Annotated in this window: 21 protein-coding genes and 1 pseudogene; 9 read left to right on the top strand and 13 right to left on the bottom strand. The window is 70.1% G+C overall.

Annotation, left to right across the window (positions count from 1 at the left end; translation table 11 throughout):
• Positions 1–40: 40 nt before the first annotated feature.
• Together ELY19_RS03875 and ELY19_RS03870 are read left to right on the top strand one after the other, a co-directional pair.
• Positions 41–1,126, top strand: a complete 1,086-nt coding sequence (locus tag ELY19_RS03875; protein WP_227967173.1) for a polysaccharide deacetylase family protein — start codon at positions 41–43, stop codon at positions 1,124–1,126.
• A 3-nt stretch (positions 1,127–1,129) separates the two neighbouring features.
• Positions 1,130–2,896 carry a helix-turn-helix domain-containing protein gene (locus tag ELY19_RS03870; protein WP_164711506.1) on the top strand — a complete coding sequence of 589 codons (1,767 nt, stop codon included), beginning with the start codon at positions 1,130–1,132 and terminating at the stop codon, positions 2,894–2,896.
• Between the two features lie 12 nt (positions 2,897–2,908).
• On the opposite strand, the gene ELY19_RS03865 is transcribed toward ELY19_RS03870, so the two are convergent.
• From ELY19_RS03865 to ELY19_RS03845, 6 genes and pseudogenes are all read right to left on the bottom strand, one after another.
• A complete protein-coding gene (locus tag ELY19_RS03865) occupies positions 2,909–3,418 on the bottom strand; it encodes a hypothetical protein (RefSeq protein WP_126195029.1) in 510 nt (169 codons plus the stop codon).
• A gap of 41 nt (positions 3,419–3,459) precedes the next feature.
• Positions 3,460–4,188, bottom strand: a complete 729-nt coding sequence (locus ELY19_RS03860; RefSeq protein WP_126195028.1) for a DUF8686 domain-containing protein — start codon at positions 4,186–4,188, stop codon at positions 3,460–3,462.
• A pseudogene (locus ELY19_RS24170) lies at positions 4,088–4,330 on the bottom strand (hypothetical protein); the annotation flags it as partial. The pseudogene ELY19_RS24170 and the gene ELY19_RS03860, both read right to left, overlap by 101 nt.
• A 4-nt stretch (positions 4,331–4,334) precedes the next feature.
• Positions 4,335–5,315, bottom strand: coding sequence for an alpha/beta hydrolase family protein (locus ELY19_RS03855; protein WP_164711505.1), 981 nt, complete (start codon positions 5,313–5,315; stop codon positions 4,335–4,337).
• The gene (locus ELY19_RS03850; RefSeq protein ID WP_126195026.1) at positions 5,312–5,677 is read right to left on the bottom strand and encodes a DUF4189 domain-containing protein; all 366 of its coding nucleotides are present in this window, start codon (positions 5,675–5,677) and stop codon (positions 5,312–5,314) included. The genes ELY19_RS03855 and ELY19_RS03850 overlap by 4 nt, the downstream gene beginning before the upstream one ends.
• A gap of 22 nt (positions 5,678–5,699) precedes the next feature.
• The gene (locus tag ELY19_RS03845; protein ID WP_126195025.1) at positions 5,700–6,497 is read right to left on the bottom strand and encodes an LppX_LprAFG lipoprotein; all 798 of its coding nucleotides are present in this window, start codon (positions 6,495–6,497) and stop codon (positions 5,700–5,702) included.
• 221 nt (positions 6,498–6,718) lie between these two features.
• Between ELY19_RS03845 and ELY19_RS03840 the strand changes: the two genes are divergently transcribed.
• The 3 genes from ELY19_RS03840 (at position 6,719) to ELY19_RS03830 (ending at position 9,545) form a co-directional block, all read left to right on the top strand.
• Positions 6,719–7,417 carry a sensor domain-containing protein gene (locus ELY19_RS03840; RefSeq protein ID WP_126195024.1) on the top strand — a complete coding sequence of 233 codons (699 nt, stop codon included), beginning with the start codon at positions 6,719–6,721 and terminating at the stop codon, positions 7,415–7,417.
• Positions 7,418–7,479: 62 nt separating this feature from the next.
• The gene (locus tag ELY19_RS03835) at positions 7,480–8,250 is read left to right on the top strand and encodes a helix-turn-helix transcriptional regulator (protein ID WP_164711504.1); all 771 of its coding nucleotides are present in this window, start codon (positions 7,480–7,482) and stop codon (positions 8,248–8,250) included.
• A gap of 107 nt (positions 8,251–8,357) precedes the next feature.
• Complete coding sequence (locus ELY19_RS03830) at positions 8,358–9,545, top strand: PucR family transcriptional regulator (RefSeq protein WP_126195022.1); 1,188 nt, start codon at positions 8,358–8,360, stop codon at positions 9,543–9,545.
• Between the two features lie 28 nt (positions 9,546–9,573).
• Here ELY19_RS03830 and ELY19_RS03825 read toward each other — a convergent pair whose 3' ends face one another.
• Entirely contained in the window at positions 9,574–9,879 is a 306-nt protein-coding gene (locus tag ELY19_RS03825) for a hypothetical protein (RefSeq protein ID WP_126195021.1), read from the bottom strand.
• A 164-nt stretch (positions 9,880–10,043) separates the two neighbouring features.
• Here ELY19_RS03825 and ELY19_RS03820 point away from each other — a divergent pair, with 164 nt between their 5' ends.
• From ELY19_RS03820 to ELY19_RS03805, 4 genes are all read left to right on the top strand, one after another.
• Positions 10,044–10,325, top strand: a complete 282-nt coding sequence (locus ELY19_RS03820; protein WP_126195020.1) for a hypothetical protein — start codon at positions 10,044–10,046, stop codon at positions 10,323–10,325.
• Between the two features lie 23 nt (positions 10,326–10,348).
• Positions 10,349–10,933 carry a TetR/AcrR family transcriptional regulator gene (locus ELY19_RS03815; RefSeq protein ID WP_227967170.1) on the top strand — a complete coding sequence of 195 codons (585 nt, stop codon included), beginning with the start codon at positions 10,349–10,351 and terminating at the stop codon, positions 10,931–10,933.
• Complete coding sequence (locus ELY19_RS03810; RefSeq protein ID WP_126195019.1) at positions 10,930–12,297, top strand: MFS transporter; 1,368 nt, start codon at positions 10,930–10,932, stop codon at positions 12,295–12,297. The genes ELY19_RS03815 and ELY19_RS03810 overlap by 4 nt, the downstream gene beginning before the upstream one ends.
• A gap of 170 nt (positions 12,298–12,467) precedes the next feature.
• Positions 12,468–13,688 carry an HNH endonuclease gene (locus ELY19_RS03805; protein WP_126195018.1) on the top strand — a complete coding sequence of 407 codons (1,221 nt, stop codon included), beginning with the start codon at positions 12,468–12,470 and terminating at the stop codon, positions 13,686–13,688.
• A gap of 1 nt (position 13,689) precedes the next feature.
• Here ELY19_RS03805 and ELY19_RS03800 read toward each other — a convergent pair whose 3' ends face one another.
• From ELY19_RS03800 to ELY19_RS03775, 6 genes are all read right to left on the bottom strand, one after another.
• Positions 13,690–15,357, bottom strand: coding sequence for a DNA repair helicase XPB (locus tag ELY19_RS03800; RefSeq protein WP_126195017.1), 1,668 nt, complete (start codon positions 15,355–15,357; stop codon positions 13,690–13,692).
• 395 nt (positions 15,358–15,752) lie between these two features.
• The gene (locus ELY19_RS03795; RefSeq protein ID WP_126195016.1) at positions 15,753–16,214 is read right to left on the bottom strand and encodes a nuclear transport factor 2 family protein; all 462 of its coding nucleotides are present in this window, start codon (positions 16,212–16,214) and stop codon (positions 15,753–15,755) included.
• A gap of 45 nt (positions 16,215–16,259) precedes the next feature.
• Positions 16,260–16,685: a GNAT family N-acetyltransferase gene (locus ELY19_RS03790; protein WP_164711503.1), complete on the bottom strand. Its 426-nt coding sequence runs from the start codon at positions 16,683–16,685 to the stop codon at positions 16,260–16,262.
• A gap of 158 nt (positions 16,686–16,843) precedes the next feature.
• The gene (locus ELY19_RS03785; protein ID WP_126195014.1) at positions 16,844–17,566 is read right to left on the bottom strand and encodes a YqeB family protein; all 723 of its coding nucleotides are present in this window, start codon (positions 17,564–17,566) and stop codon (positions 16,844–16,846) included.
• Entirely contained in the window at positions 17,563–18,144 is a 582-nt protein-coding gene (locus ELY19_RS03780; protein ID WP_126195013.1) for a TetR/AcrR family transcriptional regulator, read from the bottom strand. The genes ELY19_RS03785 and ELY19_RS03780 overlap by 4 nt, the downstream gene beginning before the upstream one ends.
• Before the next feature lie 35 nt (positions 18,145–18,179).
• Entirely contained in the window at positions 18,180–18,599 is a 420-nt protein-coding gene (locus ELY19_RS03775; RefSeq protein ID WP_227967169.1) for a DUF6069 family protein, read from the bottom strand.
• Between the last annotated feature and the right edge of the window lie 63 nt (positions 18,600–18,662).

Here is an 18,662-nt window from a genome sequence, read left to right as displayed (position 1 = left end):
CGGCGCGCTACTGATCGTGATGGCGAACTCGGGATGTGCGGTGCCCGGCATCGCGTCTCCTGAGCCGTCGGTATCGATCGGGGCGTCGATGCCGTCCGGTCCGGCACCGGTGCGGCCGGCGAGCAACCTTCCGATGCGGCGCCTCGCACCGGGTGAGCGCCCGCCCCAGTTCGTCCTGTTCTCCTTCGACGGGGTGGGTGTCAGTCCCAACTGGGATCTCTTCCTTCGCACCGCGGAGCGGAGCAATGCACGGTTCACCGCGCTGATGACAGGCCTCTACTTCCTCACCGACGATGCTCGGCGGCAGTACCGGGGCCCAGGGCACCGCCCCGGGGAGGCGGCGATCGGTTTCGGGGGCACGAAGGCCGAGGTGGTTCAGCAAATCCACTATCTCAATCGAACGTGGTTCGGCGGCCACGAGCTCGGTACGCATTACGTGGGGCATTTCTGTCGTGGTGATCGGTATCCGGGAGAACGATGGTCCACCCGGGATTGGAATCACGAACTGGATCAGTTCTTCGCATTGATGCAGAACTGGAGGCGCAACACCGGAATTCTCCACGGCCCGGATCTCGCGTTTCCCCGCACTGTCGTGAAGGGCGGCCGGACGCAGTGTCTCGAGGGGGCTCCCGGCACGCTGTTCCCCGCCCTGATGGCGCACGGAATGACCTGGGATTCCTCGCAGCCGGCGGAGGTCACGGGGCTGGCATGGCCGAAGAAGGTCCGAGGGATCTGGGAATTCGCGATCCCGTACGCATACTCGCCGCCCTTGAAGCGTGCACAGACGGCGCTCGACTTCAATTTCTGGGTCTCGGTCAATGGTGCGAAGAACATTCCGGGCGACGCGATTCGGCTGCGGCGCATCGTCAAGGAGACCTACCATTACATGTACGATCGGGCCTACGCGGGAAATCGTGCGCCCCTCGTGATCGCGAACCATTTCAACGAGTGGAACGGCAACGCCTTCAATCCGGCGACCGCTGATTTCATGGCGGACGTCTGCGGTCGTGCCGAGACCCTGTGCATCACGCACGTCGACCTCGTCGCATGGCTCGAGCTCCAGGACCCCGCGGTCCTCGGTGCGCTCTCGCGGGCACCGCTGTCCGCCGTCGACGGGAGGAGATGAGTGGTGGGCCGGCAGGTGGACGGCGCCGCGCGACGCATCGCGGAGCTCGGCGCGGTCGTCGACGCAGTGCGCGAGGTGAGCACCGCGAACGGCGTCGAAGAAGCCTGCCGAGCCCTCGTCAAGGCGGCCGCCCGAGCGGTTCCCCGCGCCGAGATCGTCTTCGTGGCTCTGGCGTCCGTCGAGACCGGCGATCTGGCCGTCGCCGCGTCGACCGGCCTGATCTCGCCCGAATTCCGGTTCGGGAGGGCCCCGCGCGGCCACGGCCTGTGGGGGAGGGCCGCCGAGCAACTCCTTCCGGTTCGCACCGGCGACTACGCGGCCGACAGATCCTTCGAACACGACGACCTGCTCGACGATGCATGCCGGGCGGACGGCGTGGTCTCCGCGATGTGCGCACCGCTCGTGGTGGGAGGAGTCGCGATCGGCGCGGTGTTCACGAACGGTCGCGCCACCGACATGTTCGATGAGGGCGATACGACGCGGTTGGCGGAGATCGCGCATGCCACAGCACCTGTCATTCAGCGTGCCGAGTCCCTCGCACGTCTGGAGGCTGCGGTGTCCGGCATCGCCGCAACGCGGAACCGGCTGACGCGCTCGGTCACCGCGCACGACGCCCTGCTTGCGCGAATCCTGCGCGGGGCGGGGCGGGCCGAAGTGGTCGACACCATCGTCGACACGTGCGAGGGGGTCGTGGCGGCGCTCGGCGTCGACGCCGCTGATCGAGCGGTTGCCACGGCCCCGGAGGGTTCGGAGTTGGATCCGCTGCGGGACAGGTGGATCCTGGACGGAATATCGGACGTGCGACGGACAGAGGGGACTGCGCTCGTCGAACACCGCGAGGGATTCGCGCTTTTCGTGCCGGCCCGGGCCGCCGATCGTTACGTCGGTGCCGTTGTGGTCGTCTTCGAGCGCCCCGTCGACGACACCGATATCCGAGCGGTGCAGCGCTTGGTGACGCTGTTCGCGCTCGTGGCCGTGCGGCGGCTCGAGCCACCCGATGCACCGAACGGGGCCATCGACGGAGTCCAGTTGCGCGCCTTGGTGGCCGGACGCGGTCCGGTGAGCGACGCGGCGAGAGCGCGTCTCGCGCGGCGGGGCTTCGCTCTGGATGCCGATCGCGTCGTCGCGGTCGTTGCGGTGCCCCTGCGGAGTGATCCCGAGCAGTTCGCCGGTGCGCTCCGCGCGGGCGGCCCGGCGCACGATGCCGTTCTCGTGGTCGATCACACGGTGGTGATCCTCACGGAGCGCGACGGTGCGAAGAGGGTCGCGACGGAGGTCGCGGCGACGGTACGGAGCCGGACGGGTGTCGGGACTCTCGTCTGTGCCGCCGCCGTAAGCGACCCCGTGGGCGGTGGACTCGGGGACGCGCATCGGACGGCCGGAGCCGCGTTGGAACTGCTGCAGTCGCTGGGCCGTACCAGTGGTGCCTTCGACGTCGATGAGTTCCCGGCGCATCTGCCGCTCCTACGGTCAGTGACAGTCGACTCGGTCGTCCGCTTCCTCGACGACACCATCGGCCCGGTCATCGAGTTCGACCGGCACAGTACGTCGGAGCTGGTGCGGACGATGCAGGTCTTCTTCGCGGAGAACATGAACACCGCGGCCACTGCGCGGACGCTGGACTTGCACCCCAACACGATCATCAAGCGACTCCGTCGTGTGACCGAGTTCCTCGGGCCGCGGTGGCAGGGCGATCCGGAATCGCTCGCGATCCGGATCGCCCTGAACCTGCACACCCTCGCGGTCGGCACCGATGACGACGACGCCTGATTCCGCGGTGGATCAACCGATCTGGCAGACCCACCCGCCGCTGTCGTCGGCGACGTAGACGCCGGACACGCCCATGCCGGTCGTGCAGGGCTTTCCGCCCGGGTCATCGTCGCGGACCTGCGGCGCGGTCGTCGTCGGGGCGGTTCCGTTCTCCTCCGGATCGTCTCCTGCACCGTGGTTCGGATTGCAGATGGTGCCCCGATCGGGTCCGTTGCAGTCCGGCTCCTGCTGGCCGCCGTCGCCGGGCGTCTGCGGTTTGGCCGTGCCGGGCTTCGCGGTCACGGTGCGAGCGGGGCCCGGCTTCTGCGTGACGGTCTTGGTGGTGCCGCCGTTGCCGCCGTTCCCTGTCACCGGCTTGGCCGGCTGTTCTGCTGCCGGCGTCTGGTGGTGGGCCGCAGTTGTGGAACTGGGCGACGCCGAGGATGTCACCGACGCGGGTTTCGAGTCGTTCGAGCACCCTGCGCCGAGCAGCGCGAGCGCGGCGATGCTCGCGAGCATCGCGGTCCTGTGCTTGCGCACCATTGTTCGTTCTCCTCCTTCGTGGGGGGTGGGGTTCTCCGTGGTCAGTTGTGTGTCTCCCGGTTATCACCGCCCTCGGCCGAGCGGTCCCGCCGCTCGACGACGAACCCGCCGAGGACCGCCGAGATGAGGGACAGGGCCACCACCGCCTCCGCTGGGAAGAAGGCGATGAAGTCGATGAACGAGCCCATCGGCGGCGCGGGGTCGCCGGGGACCTGATGCCGTAGCGGCGGTAGGGCGAAGAGCATCGCGGCGAGCATGGAGCACGCCGGGAACAGAAGTCCGCGGTGCAGGTGCAGGACGTAGTACGCCGCCGTGCCGGCGGCGGCCGCGATGCCGTACATCAACAGCATCACGAAGCCGGCGAAGACGATGGATGGAAGGGTGCGTTTCGCGATGAGGTCGATCTCGAGCACGCCGCCGTCGGAATCCTGGGATTCCGGCGTGATCGTGAAGGAGTCGGCCGAATCCCCCACGACCAGCGCGACGGGCACCGCCCCGCCGTCGGCCGAGGCGGCGGTAGCGGTGACGGCGACGCGATAGCGGTCGAAGGGGTAGTCGATGGCGGTTCCCGAGACCGCGATGCGGCGCTCCTCGACCGACGGGCGCGATGATCGGATCGGTGCGGTAAGTGGACAGCTCGATGGAGGTGGCGCGCGCGAATCGCCCTCGCTGATCGGCGAGAGTGCCGACCGGCTCGACGAGGATATCGGCGACGGCGGTGCTCGAGGTGGTGTCCAGCCGTTTGAGGAGCACCGTGACCCGCACTGCATCGACCCGGGCCAGTTCCTCGTCGGTGGGGCCGGCGGCCGCGCCCGTATCGCTGTGTGCGCGGTCGATCAGGAAGAGGACTGTGGTGGTGGTCAGGACGACGAGCAGTGCGCCGACAACGAGTGCGAGCCGCCGCGCCGTCACGAGCTCACGCTCCCGACCCGGCTGGAACCGCGCGTGGCCCGTGCTCGGCGACCGTCGAGATCGCGCTGAGGATCATCGGCCACCACGCGTTGCGGACGTCGATCACGTCTCCGTGACCGGTCTGGGGGATCTCGATCAGGGCGGTGCTGCCGCCCTTGCGACGGAGCGCCTCGACGTACTCCGCCGCCTCACGCGGTGGCACGACGGAGTCGTCCGTCCCCGTGATCGCCACGACGGGCACTCGTGGATCCATCCGCTCGAGCGGGTCCACCAGCAGGTAGCGGTCCGGGTACTGCTCCGGCGTGCCGCCCATGACCCGCAGGACGTGGTCGTTCTTGGTCAGGGACAGTCGCATGTCGAGGACGCCCGCCAGGGAGACGGCGGCGTGCGGCCGAACCGCCGGGTTCGAACCCGGGGCCCCGTCGGGAAGGGTGCCCCGCCCGGCCGTCCACGCCGCGAGTTGGCCACCGGCGGAGTGCCCGACGACCGTGACGCGCGTCAGATCGATCTCGGGCGCATCCGACTGCAGTCGGGTGAGGTGATCGACGCCGGCGGCGAGGTCGGTGAACGTGGTCGGCCACCCTCCGCCGTCGCCGACACGGCGGTAGTTGAGGCTCCACACCACGAATCCGCGCGCCGCTAGCGCCTGGGCGGCGGGCCGCACGTACTCGGCGGTCGCGCCCTTGAGCCAGCCGCCGCCGTGGATGAGAACGATCGTCGGTGTGGTTCCGGTCCCGCCGCGTGCAGGCGGCCGGAACAGGAAGCCGCTCAGCGTGTCCGGTTCGACACCGGGGACGGTGAGGTACTGGTGTTTCGTCTCCTCTACCGAGCCGGCGGGCGAGGGCGGGTCGTCCGACGTCGTGCGACCGAATGCGGCGACGACGGCTGCGGCGAGCAACAGGAGGGCCACGACGGCGACCGTGGCCCATCGTCGCGGGCTCACCGTCCGTCGTGTGTCGCGGGCGCCGGTCTTCGGTGCTGTCATCCGTGGCCGTCCGTGCAGACCCACGCCTGAATGGCGCCGCCACCGTTGAGCCGGAGCGCCGATTCCTGCGCGGCGGCCAGAGTCGTGCCGTGCCCGCCGTGCCATTGCCGGTCGTTCCAGGCCACTGCGCCGCACCCGTCGTAGAACGTCACGAGGACGTCGCAACCGTTGCGACCGCCGCAGTAGGCCTTCGCGTCCGCTTCTGCGGCCTCTGCACTCGGGTGGTTGGTCGTGGGCCAGGCCGTGCCGTCGTCGTCGACCGCGATCGCGCCCCAGAGCGTCGCCGCCTGGGCCGGCGCCGGTGCCGAGAGGGTGATCGCGGCGGCCGCTGCGACGACGAGAGTGATGGTGCGTTGCTTCATGGAATGTCCTCGTCTTGAGGGGTCACTTCGCCGGCTTGGCGCTGACGCCGGGCGGAGTGGACGTCGGTTCCGCGGGCACCGCGCGGGTCGTGGGCGCGGCGATGGAGGGGCGGACGCCCCAGTTCGACAGTGCGACTCGTACTTCGGTGTTCGGCTGCGGTGTCCCGGAGATCCGGACGACGTTGTGAGGAGCCGACGTCTGGATCCAGACGGTCACCGGCGCCGGTCGAGAGGAGGCGCCGTGTGCTGCCCGAATGCCCGCCAGTTCCGCGAGGTCGGAGGACTTCGCGGTGCCGGTCACCCTGGTCGCCGGCGTACCGTCGACCAGTTCCTCCCCGGCGATCGCGAGGTCCCGGAGCGTTCGGAGGAGGTCGGGGATGCCGTCCTTCGCATCGAACAGCGCTCCCACGTCGTAGAACGACGTCCCGGCTCGGTGTGCGATGAAGCCGGCGCCGCCGATGTCCGCGTACATGGTGCCGTCGACGAGGACGAAAGCGGCGGGCGTGTCTCCGTTCGCGCGTACGGTGGCCGTGCCCTGGGCACTCGGCTTCGGCCGCACGATGAGATCGCCCTGCGCGGCGACGACCTGCTGGCGATCGAGCTGCCCGGACGTGCTCAGGACGAATCGCACAGACTCGACGGCGCTCGCCGTGTGGAGAGCCGACCGGACGAGCGAGGCGGCCGTATCCGGGCCGGCTGCGGAGCTGCTCGCGGCCACCTCGTCGCCACCGCCCCCGCAGGCGCTCACTCCGATCGTCGCCGCGGAGGTGAGCGTGGCGATGGCGATTCGGGAAACAGACCTCATGTCACTCCGTTCCATGTGCTGGATCCGTCCGGATCCGCCTCATGCTAACCACATTTCGAAGCGCTTCTGGAATTCGCAGATGTATTGTGCTGCTGCAAAATTCGCGAGTATGAGAGGCCCACACCGTACCCGCTCGCCGGTAGTGGAACGGGACACTCCTCGATGCCTCGAAGCCGCGTTAGGGTGCAGATCCGGTGGTCCGACGGAGTGGTCGCCGCGGGGAATGAAGGGCAGTCATGAGTGCACCCGTGTACGGAACCCCTGAGGGGCGGCCGCCGCGCGTACGTACCCGCCGCAGGTGGCCCTGGGCGGTCTGCGGCGCGCTGGGCGTGATCGTGCTCCTGGTCGTGGTGTTCGTCGGGTGGGTCGTGCTCTCCGACGACCCTGCCACCGAGGCCGGAGCGCAGCCCGCGGCTGCACTGCTGCCGAAGCCGGATGTCGAGAGGATCACGAGGGCGACCTTCGCCACCGAGACGGACGACGATCCCCGCCAGGAGCCGGACGAGTACCGGGGCCCCGAGGTGTGCCGCACGGCCTGGCAGCCGTTACGCGGAGCGGTGGTGGGCACCGCGGTCACGGCCGACCGCAGCTACGACAGCGGGTCCGCCGAGAGGCCACAGGTCGAGCTCGGGGTGGCTCGGTTCGCGGACGAAGCGGCCGCACAGGCGGTGGTGGACAGAATCAACAATGATGTCGCGCGGTGCGCGCAGAACTTCTTCGTCCGTGAGGACCGCGAGGCGAACGAGTGGCGGGTTCAGCAGTCCGCTGGGGAGTGGTACCTCCGGCCGGTCGTGGCGCGTGAGGGGGATTGGTACTGCGCCGCTGGAGTCCGTTCGGAGGCGCGGTATGTGCTGCGCGCGGTGCAGTGCGGATCGGGCGCCAACTACGTTTCTGCATTGCTGGACGCCATGGCCCGGAGAATCCCGGCTCCGTGAGGTCCGGGACACGATGCGGCGATCCCGCGGGTCCCACACAGTAGAATCATCGGATGCGTGGAATGGACGTCCGGTTCTTCCGCCAGGAATTCGCGGAGAACGCCGAGTGGACGATTTCGGGGCAGCGCCACGAGGTGCTGATCTGGCGGTCGGGCACGGTGCGGTCGAAGGAGTTCGCCTTCGACAGCGGGGCGTCGGGGTGCGTCGTACCCCGCGTGAGCAATGTGTGGGTCGTCCCGGCCGGCGACAGATCCACGATGTCGGCCGAGCACGCCGAGTACGAATTCGCCCGGGTGTCCCTCCCCGCGGCACTCTCGGCGGCGACCGAGTTGCGCCCGGTAGTGGCGCAGCGGGATCCGTTGCTGCACCACGTCGTCGAGAGGGTGGCGAGCACCTGCGGGCGAAGTGATGCCGTGTCGACGATCCTGCATGAGTCCCTGCTCGACGTGATGCGACTGCACATCCTCGATCAGTACGGGCTCAGGAAGGCCCCGCCGCGACCGGTACGGTCGTTGGACGTCGCCGCCCAACGACGGATCATCGAGCGGCTCAACGACGGGGGTGCGCCCGATCTCGACCTCCGAGCGCTGGCCGAGGCGGAGGACATGTCGATCGACGCGTTTCGCCGCGCGTTCGTTCGCGCATTCCGGACGACGCCGCACCGGTATCTCCTGGACCGCCGGATCGCGCGCGCGAAGGAATTGCTGGTATCGACGACGTTGTCGATCACCGAGATCGGGGAGATGCTCGGATTCTCGAGTCCGAGCCATTTCGCGACGACCTTCAAACGGCGGGTCGGCGAGAGTCCTTCTTCGTATCGGGCCACGCCCTGAACCGGTTTCGTGAAGTCGCGTCATTTCGTGGAAGCGTCGAGGCGGAAGCCCGCCTATCGTTCGGGGCGTGCTCGCGACCGATCGAGCCGTAGCGAAAGGAATCGGCTGTGTCCGTCGAGAGCATCGAGCCGACGGAGCGGACGAAGGATCTCTACGACGAGTTGTTCGCGCGTGTCCTCGCGGGGGCGGGGACGACCGAGATCGTGGATGCCGTCGTGGAGGCGTGCCCGGCGATCACCCAGATCCTCGTGGTGGATGACGCCGACTGCGAAGTCGCGCGCTCGCCGCTGACGTCGACGCTCGACCCGCGGCGCGATCGGTGGGTCCTCGACGTCGTCACGCAGGGCCGTCGGCTGGGTCGACCGATCGTCGTACCACGACGGGAGGGGAGGGCGATCTACCATCCGGCGGCCGTGGCGGGTAGGTACGTGGGCGGGCTGCTCGTCGTCGTTCCACTCGACATCGACGACGCGTTCGTCACCGTCGTCGGTCGTTTCGCCGGGTTGTACGCCCTTCTCGCAGCGCGTGATCTGGAGTTGATGAGGCCGGGGGTGGGAATCGACCTGCCCGTCGTCAGAGACCTGCTCGTGCACCGCGGGGTTCTGGGGGCGGACCTCCGCGTGCGCTCGGAGCGGGCAGGTCTCGACCTCACTGCCGAATGGGTGGTCAGCGTCATCGGGCCGTCCGCGCGGGTCGACCTGCGGGGGATGTGCGACGCCGTCACCGCCGGTTTCGGCTACGTGGCGGTCGTCGGCGGAGCGGTGGCGGTGCTGGTCGCGGGGGACGATCCGGCGGGAGCGGCGGCGGACATCGGTGCGGAGATCCAGCGCGCGCTCGGCACGGACGCATTGGTGTGCGCCGCTTCAGCGGAGGATGTCCTGTCGGGCGGCATGGCGCGTGCGTACTCGGCGGCCGCGACTGCAGCCCGGGTGCTCCGGACGATCGGTCGGAGCAGCGGAGCGGTGGACGCGGCGTCGCTACCGGCTTTCGTGCCGCTGCTGAAGTCGGTCACATCCTCGGAGATGGACGGGTTCCTGGATTCCATGCTGGGACCGATCCGGGAGTTCGATGACGCGACCTCATCGGAATTGCTCCGCACACTGCGGGTGTTCTTCGACGAGAAGATGAACACGGCCGCCACCGCCCGACGGCTCGGCCTCCATCCGAACACCGTGATCAAACGGCAGCGGCGACTCACCGAGTTGCTGGGTGGCGGCTGGGCGGACGGTGCAGGAGCAGTGAGTCTTCGACTGGCGCTGAGTATCGACCGGCTCGCGGCGGACCAGCGCGACTAGATGGACAGGACGGTGGTCGTCGGGTCGTTCACCGGGGTGTCGTCGTGGTCGGGGTGCTGGTGCCGTACGGATCGTCGCCGGCACCGTGATTGGGGTTGGTGCAGATCGTGCCCTCGTCCGGCCCGCCGGTGCAGGTCACGTCGTACTCGCTACCCGGGCCGGTGGGCTCGGTCGGGCGGGGCGCCGTCGGCGGGGCGGGCCGCGGGGGCGATTCCGTGACGGTCATGGTCGACGGTGGCGCCGGTGAGGTCTCGGCCCCGTCGGCACATCCCGCGCCGGCGGCGAGCAGGGCGGCGATGCCGGCTGCGCTCGCGAACGTTCGGTTGAACAACATGGTGTGTCTTCTCCGCTCTGGGGAATCCCGCTCGGGTGGACGCCCCCAGGGTAGATCGTTCAGTAGAGCCACCGGGTGCCGGTAGAAATACTCGCTGGACCTCTCGGTCGCCGTCGCCCAGGATCGTGGGTGACGCTGCGATCGGATGAAAGAGGCGGGTGACCATGCGATTCCACGACTACCTGGCGGCGCTCGTTGCGCGGTTCGGCGAATTCCGGCGTGCTCACGTCGAGATGTACGAGCGACACCACATCCTGCTCGAGCCGTGGACGCACGACATCCTGCACTGGGGAGCCGACGGGACGTTGCACGGCAGCGTCGTGGCCGGCCGCGCCCGCCCGCCCGTGACCCGCGGTGGATGGTGTCCGTGCCGTCCGCTGGACGCACCCGGCGCGAGCGCCCGGCCCGACGCGGTTCCCCGGGCGCCGCGGGGTTGTAATCAGTAGTTAGTAAATACTAATCTATCCGGGTGGCAACCCGGATGAGCGGACCCGAGCGCAGAGCGCAGGTGATGGAGATCGCCGCGCGCGAGTTCGGCGCACACGGACTCCACGGCGCATCCATCGACGAGGTCGCCCGGGAGGCCGGGATCACGCAGGCCTACGTCTTCCGGATGTTCGGCACGAAGAAGGCGCTGTTCCTCGCGCTCGTCACCGACGCCTTCGGCGGGCTCGTGGAGGCCATGGCGCGCGCGGCCGACGGCACCGTCGGGATCGAGGCGCTCTCGCGCATGGGCGCCGAGTACTACGAGAACCTCGCCGACGACACCGCGCTCCGGCTGCAGCTCCAGGGCTTCGCCGCATGCGGCGACCCCGAGGTCCGCGACGTCGTGCGCGGCTGCTTCGCGCGGCTGTGGGACACAACGGCCGGCGGCACCGGACTCGACCCGGTCACCGTCAAAACCTTCCTGGCGTTCGGCATGCTGCTCAACGCGGGGGCCGCGCTCGGCGTCGCCGACGTCGACGCGCCGTGGGCCGACGGCGTCCGCACCCTCATCCGGCCCGGGCTGTTCGAGCACATCACCGCCGAGACCAACCGCGAGGCGTCGCCGTGACGGTGCGGCTCTCCGGTGCGCTGGTCACCGTCGCCCTCTGCGCGGCGGTGGTCGGGAGCGTCGGCGCGCCGCTCATCACCGCGGTGGCGCGGTCCGAGCACGTGTCGCTCGGCGCAGCGCAATGGACCCTCACGATCACGCTGTTCACCGGTGCGATCGCCGGGCCGGTGCTCGGCCGGCTCGGTGCCGGGCCGGCGCGCCGCCGCGCCATCCTGGGGACGCTCGGCGTCGTCGCCGCCGGTGGGGTGCTGACGGTGCTGCCCCTGCCGTTCGGCGCCCTGCTCGTCGGACGGGCGTTGCAGGGGGTGGGCATCGCGCTGGTACCCCTGCTGGTGAGCGTGGCGCGCAGCGCCCTTCAGGCCGACCGGGCGGCGAGCACGATCGCCTCCCTGTCCGTCGCCTCCACCGTCGGCATCGGCGTGGGATACCCGCTGATCGGCCTCGTCGACCAGATCCTCGGGCTCCGGGCCGCCTACGGGACCGGCCTCGCCATCACGTTGCTCGCCCTCGCGGTCGCGTGGCGCTCGGTCCCCGTCGACGAACCCGGGCCGCGCCCACGGATCGACGTCCCCGGGGCCGTGCTGCTTGCTGCGGGCACCCTGGGGGTGCTGCTCCTCGTCGCGGAACCCGCGCTGTGGAGTCGGCCGGTGGCGGTTGCGGGTGTGCTCGGGTGCAGCGTGGTCGTGCTCGCGGCGTGGGTGCTGGTCGAGCTGCGAGTCTCCTCGCCCCTGGTGGATCTGCGGCTGGTCGCGCGCCCCTCGGTGGCGGCCGCCAACGCGGCGATGCTCGTCGCCGGTATCGGGATGTACCTGCTGTTCAGCGATCTCACGCGGTACGTGCAGGCACCCGCCGGTGCGCCGTACGGCTTCGCGCTGCCCGGCGTCGCCGCTGGGGCTGCTCTCATACCGTTCTCCGTTCTCGGATTCGTTGCGGGGCGGGTGATCCCGCGGTGGGTGACGCGACTCGGCGCGCGCGGAGCGTTCGCGGCGTCCTCGGGCCTGGTCGTGGTGGCCGCGGTGGTCTTCGCGATCGGCCGGGACGGCCTGGTCGCGGTGCTCGTGGCGTTGGCGATCCTGGGGCTCGGCGTCGGCGGCGCCTCTGCCGTGATGCCGCGGCTCGTACTCGACGGCACGCCGCAGTCGGAGACCGCGAGCGTGATGGCCGTCAACCAGATCGCCCGGGCCGTAGGCTTTTCGATCGGCAGTGCCCTCGCGGGGTTCCTCCTCGCGCGCGCCACACCCGACGGTGCGCTCCTTCCCGCGCAGAGCGGGTACGTCGCGGTCGCGCTCTGGTCGACGGTCCCTGCGGTGCTCAGTGTGATGGTGCTGATGGGTGGGCGCAAGGGGGCGGCGCGCGCGGCCTGATGGGTGGGCGCCCGACGTCGCGCTCCGGCCGGGACGCCGCGCTCCGGCCGGGCCGATGGGCGCAGTCCGGGCCGCGCGGTCGTCGGCCGCGGGCGGACGTCGGGATTCTCGCGTTCGATGTGCTCTTGCGATCTCGAAAACTTGTCGGTGGGTGGGCGTAGCGTCAGGGTATGGACGAAGACGGTGGGGTGGGCGAGGATCGGCCGCCTGATGGCGGCGTTGTGGAGCGGTTGCGTTCGATGGAGCGGCAGCGGTGCCGGACGGTGTTCGAGCAGTACCGGTTGGCTGTGGAGCTGCTGCGGCAGCGGGTGTGCGAGCGTGTCGCTGCCGGGGTGCCGCAGGGGCGGTGGCAGCAGGGCGTCGCTGCGGAGGTGGGGTTGGCGTTGCGGATGTCGCCGCACACCGCCGCACGACTGCTCGCACGCGGGGTGGAGTTGGAGAAGAACCTGCCGCACACCCGCACCCGGCTACGCGACGGTGACCTGTCTCCGGAGGCGATCCCGGTGATCGTCGGCGGCCTGGCCCACCTGGATGCCTCGGACCGGCGCCGGGCGGATGAGCTGTTGTGTGCCGATCCGGGCACGCTCGCCGGGTGCGGGTTGCGCCGAATCGCTGACCTGGTCAAGAAGCTGGCCTACGAACTGGACGCGCGGGGCACGGTGGACCGGGACGCGGCGGCGGAGAAGGACCGCACGGTGACGATCCGGCCGTTGCCGGAGGGCATGGCGCGGGTGTCGTTGCTGCTGCCGGTCGCTCAAGGGGTCGGGGTGTATGCGGCGTTGCGTAAGCATGCCGCGACGTTGATCGGGGTAGCGGGGGACCTGCGGACGCGGGGGCAGATCATGGCCGATACCGCGTTCGCGCGGATCATCGGCCGCGAGGCCGCCGAGGGCCAGCCCGTGTTGGTGAATCTCACCATTCCCGCGACGGTGCTGCTCGGTGACCGGCCCGGCACCGCGCACCTCGACGGGGGTGGGACGATGCCGGCGGAGATCGCCCGCAACCTCATCGGACGGGCCACCGCCGCGGGCATCGCGTGGGTCAAACGCCTCTACATCGCCCCCGAGTCGGGTGCGATCGTCGGCATGGACTCACGGGCGCGGTGCTTCCCCGACGGGCTCGCCGAGCTGATCCGGGCGCGGGACCGGTACTGCCGCACCCCGTACTGCGACGCACCGATCGCGCACACCGACCACATCATCGCCCACGCAGCCGGTGGACCGACCGAGTTCGTGAACGGGCAAGGCCTGTGCGCGGCATGCAACTACGCCAAGGAAGCCGCGGGCTGGCGCAGCGCCGTCGTCGAGGATCCGAGCGGGCGGCACACCGTCGACACCCGAACACCGAGCGGACACCACCACCGATCCACCGCACCGGACCAGGCGGCGTGAGTCAGCCGGCCTCGCCGATGGCGGGGCCGAGGATGTCGTCGGCGTCCACGATGCGGTAGGCGTACCCCTGCTCGGCGAGGAAGCGCTGGCGGTGCGCGGCGTAGTCGGCGTCGAGGGTGTCGCGCGCGACGACGGAGTAGAAGTGCGCCGTGCCGCCGTCGTGCTTGGGGCGCAGGAGCCGGCCGAGGCGCTGCGCCTCCTCCTGCCGCGAACCGAACGTGCCCGAGACCTGCACCGCCACCGAAGCCTCCGGCAGGTCGATGGAGAAGTTCGCGACCTTGCTCACCACCAGCGTGGAGATCTCGCCCGCGCGGAAACGGTCGAAGAGTGCCTCGCGCTCCTTGTTCTTCACCGAGCCGGTGATGACCGGGGCGTCGAGCTCGCGGCCCAGCTCCTCCAATTGATCGAGGTATGCGCCGATCACAAGAGTGGGTGCGCCCTTGTGCCTCTCCAGGATCGACTTCACCACGGCGATCTTCGTGTGGGCGGTGGAGCACATCTGGTAGCGCTCGTCGGGCTCGGCGGTCGCGTACTGCATGCGCTGGTTCTCGGTGAGCGTGACCCGCACCTCGACGCAGTCGGCGGGCGCGATCCATCCCTGAGCCTCGATGTCCTTCCACGGCGCGTCATAGCGTTTCGGCCCGATGAGTGAGAAGACGTCACCCTCACGGCCGTCCTCGCGCACGAGTGTTGCGGTGAGGCCGAGGCGACGGCGGGACTGCAGATCGGCCGTCATCCGGAACACGGGTGCGGGCAGCAGGTGCACCTCGTCGTAGATCATGAGGCCCCAGTCGCGCGAGTCGAACAGGTCGAGGTTCTTGTACTCGCCCTTCGACTTCCGCGTGAGCACCTGGTAGGTGGCGATGGTGACCGGACGGATCTCCTTCTTCTCGCCCGAGTACTCACCGATCTCCTCCTCGGTGAGCGACGTGCGCGCCAGCAGCTCCCGCTTCCACTGCCGGCCCGCGACCGTGTTCGTCACCAGGATCAGGGTCGTCGCCTGTGCCCGCGCCATCGCGGCCGCGCCGACCATCGTCTTGCCGGCGCCGCAGGGCAGCACGACGACACCGGAGCCGCCCAGCCAGAACGAATCCGCCGCGGTCTTCTGGTAGTCGCGCAGCTCCCACGGCTCGGTCTCGGTGTCCAGCGCGATCGGGTGCGATTCGCCGTCCACGTAGCCGGCGAGATCCTCGGCGGGCCAGCCCACCTTGAGCAGCAGCTGCTTGAGGTGGCCGCGCTCGGACGGGTGCACCACGACGGTGTCGTCGTCGATGCGGGCCCCCACCATCGGTGCGATCTTCTTGTGCCGCAGCACCTCCTCCAAGACCGCCCGATCCAGCGAGACCAGCGTCAGGCCGTGCACCGGGCTCTTCACCAGTTGCAGCCGGCCGTACCGGCTCATGGTGTCGACCACGTCCACCAGGAGGGGCTGCGGCACGGGATAGCGGGAGAAGCTGACGAGGGCGTCGACGACCTGCTCCGCGTCGTGCCCGGCGGCGCGCGCGTTCCACAGCGCCAGCGGCGTCACGCGGTAGGTGTGCACGTGCTCCGGGGCGCGCTCGAGCTCCGCGAACGGTGCGATCGCCGCGCGCGCCGCGTCCGCCAGTTCGTGGTCCACCTCCAGCAGGAGGGTCTTGTCGGACTGGACGATGAGGGGTCCGTCGGTCATCAGCAGGCATCCGTCCGTGTTCGTGCTGTCGGCGACCGTCGAGGTCGCGAGATTTCGGGAGTGCGCGCCGCACAGGGGCGCAGGTGCCGGTGCCGTCGGCGCTCGTCACCGCCGCAGACGCACCCGTATCCCACCTCGGACACTATAGACCTCAGCGGTATCGCAGCAGGTCACGGAGCATTCGCCGCGGTCGGTCGGCGCGCTGGTCGAGCCGTTCGACGACCCGTGCGCACCAGCCGTGCGGGCGCCCTTGATCCGTTGGGTTGCGCTCGATGAGGAGCTTCACCTGCAGATCAGGCGACTCGCCCGACGAGTGCCTACCCATAACCGAATGGTAGATCGAAGCAGGCGAACTCCAACGGATGCAGGTGGCGATCGAGGTACGAGCGATGCCGCTACTGCAGCGGGAAGTCGACTCCGCGCTCCTTCGTCGGTCGAGGCCCGAAAATGCGACGCTCGGAGGCGGTGATCGCCACGTCGTTGATGCTCGCTTCGCGCCGTGACATCAACCCTTCGGACGTGAACTCCCACAGCTCGTTGCCGTAGCTGCGCCACCACTGGCCATCGGCGTCGTGCCACTCGTATTGAAAGCGCACCGCGATGCGGTTCTCGGTGAATGTCCACAGGTTCTTGCGCAGGGCGTAGTCCAGCTCGCGCTCCCATTTCGCCGTGAGGAACTCGACGATCTGCTCGGTGCCGTCGATGAACAGATCGCGGTTCCGCCAGCGTGAGTCGTCGGTGTACGCACCCGCGACGCGACGGGGATCGCGGGTGTTCCAGGCGTCCTCTGCTGCTTGCACTTTCTGGGCTGCAGTCTCAGCGGTGAACGGCGGGAAGGGCGGGCGTGGCTCGGGCATGGTGTGGTCTCCAATCGGGGCAGGTGCGGAGCGGACGAGCATCGGCTACCTCGCAGGGCGCGGAATCCGGAACATCCGACTGGTCCGAACAGTGCCGTCGCTCCTGATCTTCTCGGGTTCGAGCAGTGAGGGCAGCTCGACCGCACCCGGGAGTTTGAGGATCGCCGCCGCGGATCGCCCGTTTCGCTCGTCCGTGCGGAACTGCACCCATTGTGCTCCTGCGGCGAAGGCCGCGCCGATCATCGAACCCTTGACTGCGGTGTTGACCCCCGAGCCCCACAGCGCGGGTGCGTACAGCGTGGCACCGATCTCGACGCCCTCCGGGGCATCGTGGTCGAGAAAGTAGGACGACGTTCCGGCGACTCGTCCGCGCGCATGTATCACCAGTGCCTGCTTCCTGGACTCGTCACCGGTGAGCAGGGTGGCGAGATCGGTCGGCGATGCAGGGTGCGGCCCGGGATGTGAGCCCACACATCTGCGTGATCGAGGGCGGCGAACAGTGCTCCGGCTGCGTCGACCGAGAAGGCGGCGAGTCGCACATCCGCCGCGGGGGCGGCGAGATTCACAGCGATGGGCAGCCTCATGGCGGACACGGTACGTCGCCGCACCGCCGACGAGAACTGTTTCGCTCAGCGACCTGGTCGTCGGGTCGACGACGTCGCGCGCGCCGGGCGGAACTCCTGCTCGTCGCCGCGATCACGGACCACGACGCCGGCCTCGCCGAGCCGCAGCCGCAGGTCGTGGGCACTGGGTGCGCGCTTCTCGGCCCGGGCCACGGCGCGCTCGCGCAGCAGCGACTCGACGTCGGGCTCCACGTCGCCGCGGCCCTGCACGAACCGCGTGTACTCGGCCTCGTACGGATCGGCATCGCCGCTCCACGGGTAGCCCGCGTCGGTGAGGGCCCGGGCGATCCCGGCCTTGGGCACGCCGTCGGTACCTGCGGCGGCGAGGAGGCGGCCCCGTCGGTCCAGGAAGGTCAGCTCCCCGCCCCGCCCGAGGAACACCTCGCCGATCTCGTCGCGCCCCATCCAGCGGCGATGCCCACCCGCGGCGAGCTCCACGTGATCCTCGGCCACGGTCAGCGCCGCGACCTCGTGCTGCCACGCCGCGACCAGGACGATGCCGCCGATGAGCCCGGCGACGGTGAGCACCCCGGCGGCGACGCCCACGGGCAGCTGCGCGGCGATCCGCAGCGGGCCGGGCGAGCCGTCCACCGTGCGCTCCAGCCAGCCGACGAGGCCGCGGACGACCAGCCCGAGGACGGCGCCGAGGGCGGTGGTGGCGGAAACGGTCGCGAGCTGCAGCGCGCGGGAGACGCCGATCGTCGTGGTGGGGGCGGCGGTGGTGGTCATGCGTTCTCCGTTCGCAGGTAGGCGAGAGCGGCACGGCGCACGTCGGGCCGGACATCGCCGTCCGCGAGATGCGCGCCGTCGGTCAGGGCGACGAGGAAGGCCGCGGCGTGCGCGGGCTCGAGCGCGGGATCGAAGGCACCGTCGGCCTGGCCCCGCGCGATGATCTCGGCGAGCGCATCCCGGACCAGACCGTCCGCGGTGGCGACGATCTCGGCGAGCGCGGGGTCGGCCGGCACGCGACGGATGACCTCGGCGACGAGGCCGGGGGCCACGGGATCGACGGCGGACTCGGCGAGCGCGTCGACCACGAGAGCGATACCGGCGCGCGGGTCCGGCTCGGCGAGGGCGCGCTCCCGGAGCTCGGTGTTGCGCTCGATGTCGGCGCCGAAGAGCGCGCGGAACAGGCCCGCCTTGTCCGTGAAGTAGTAGAAGACGGTGCCCGAGCTGACGCCGGCCCGGGTCGCGATGTCCGCGGCGCGGGCCCGCTCGAATCCGGCGGCGGAGAACTCCGCGGCCGCCGCCTCCAGGATGGCGGCGCGGCGGCGGGCGGTGAGGGCGGGGTCGACGGTACGGGCCATGCACCGAGAATAGCTATAACTGACCAGTCAGTCAATCAATTGGCGGCGAGGCGACGGGCGAGCGCGGGCACCACGATCGCGGCAGCGGCGACGTGGGTGAGGATCAGGACCGCGGCCGACGCCGCGTCGAAGCCGAAGGTCAGGTCCGGCATGACGGACAGCACGAGCAGCGCGACACACACGCGGACGAACGTCGAGCGCGGGTGCCGGGCGCGCCGCGCCAGGACGGCGGCGATGCCCACGGCGATGAGCGAGAAGATCATCGTGAGCTGGGCGAACCCGAGCAGGGGGATGGCCGAACCGTCGGGCCCCGCGAACGTGACGCCCGCGGCGGACGCGACGGCGGCGATCGCGGTGATGGCGACCGACGCGACGACGGCGGCGCCGATGCCGTGCTTCCACACGGGCAGGCGGTCGGCGCGGACGGGTGCGGTGGTGGCGGCGATGGTGCTCATGGCGTGCTCCTCAGCGGTGGTGACGGTGCCCGGGGCGGGCACCTCCTACCCCTTCCACGAACG

It is taken from the genome of Tsukamurella paurometabola, from assembly GCF_900631615.1.
Lineage (GTDB): Bacteria > Actinomycetota > Actinomycetes > Mycobacteriales > Mycobacteriaceae > Tsukamurella > Tsukamurella paurometabola_A.
This window is presented reverse-complemented; position numbering and strand designations above follow the sequence as displayed.

Bases quoted from the DNA above. Each gene is read 5' to 3' on its own strand.
- ELY19_RS03860 (WP_126195028.1), bottom strand. From the start codon at position 4,188: ATGCAGTGCGGGTCACGGTGCTCCTCAAACGGCTGGACACCACCTCGA.
- ELY19_RS03820 (WP_126195020.1), top strand. From the start codon at position 10,044: ATGCGATTCCACGACTACCTGGCGGCGCTCGTTGCGCGGTTCGGCGAA.
- ELY19_RS03805 (WP_126195018.1), top strand. From the start codon at position 12,468: ATGGACGAAGACGGTGGGGTGGGCGAGGATCGGCCGCCTGATGGCGGC.
- ELY19_RS03780 (WP_126195013.1), bottom strand. From the start codon at position 18,144: ATGGCCCGTACCGTCGACCCCGCCCTCACCGCCCGCCGCCGCGCCGCC.
- ELY19_RS03850 (WP_126195026.1), bottom strand. From the start codon at position 5,677: ATGAAGCAACGCACCATCACTCTCGTCGTCGCAGCGGCCGCCGCGATC.
- ELY19_RS03865 (WP_126195029.1), bottom strand. From the start codon at position 3,418: ATGGTGCGCAAGCACAGGACCGCGATGCTCGCGAGCATCGCCGCGCTC.
- ELY19_RS03800 (WP_126195017.1), bottom strand. From the start codon at position 15,357: ATGACCGACGGACCCCTCATCGTCCAGTCCGACAAGACCCTCCTGCTG.
- ELY19_RS03825 (WP_126195021.1), bottom strand. From the start codon at position 9,879: ATGTTGTTCAACCGAACGTTCGCGAGCGCAGCCGGCATCGCCGCCCTG.
- ELY19_RS03775 (WP_227967169.1), bottom strand. From the start codon at position 18,599: ATGAGCACCATCGCCGCCACCACCGCACCCGTCCGCGCCGACCGCCTG.
- ELY19_RS03840 (WP_126195024.1), top strand. From the start codon at position 6,719: ATGAGTGCACCCGTGTACGGAACCCCTGAGGGGCGGCCGCCGCGCGTA.
- ELY19_RS03845 (WP_126195025.1), bottom strand. From the start codon at position 6,497: ATGGAACGGAGTGACATGAGGTCTGTTTCCCGAATCGCCATCGCCACG.
- ELY19_RS03785 (WP_126195014.1), bottom strand. From the start codon at position 17,566: ATGACCACCACCGCCGCCCCCACCACGACGATCGGCGTCTCCCGCGCG.
- ELY19_RS03835 (WP_164711504.1), top strand. From the start codon at position 7,480: ATGGACGTCCGGTTCTTCCGCCAGGAATTCGCGGAGAACGCCGAGTGG.
- ELY19_RS03855 (WP_164711505.1), bottom strand. From the start codon at position 5,315: ATGACAGCACCGAAGACCGGCGCCCGCGACACACGACGGACGGTGAGC.
- ELY19_RS03795 (WP_126195016.1), bottom strand. From the start codon at position 16,214: ATGCCCGAGCCACGCCCGCCCTTCCCGCCGTTCACCGCTGAGACTGCA.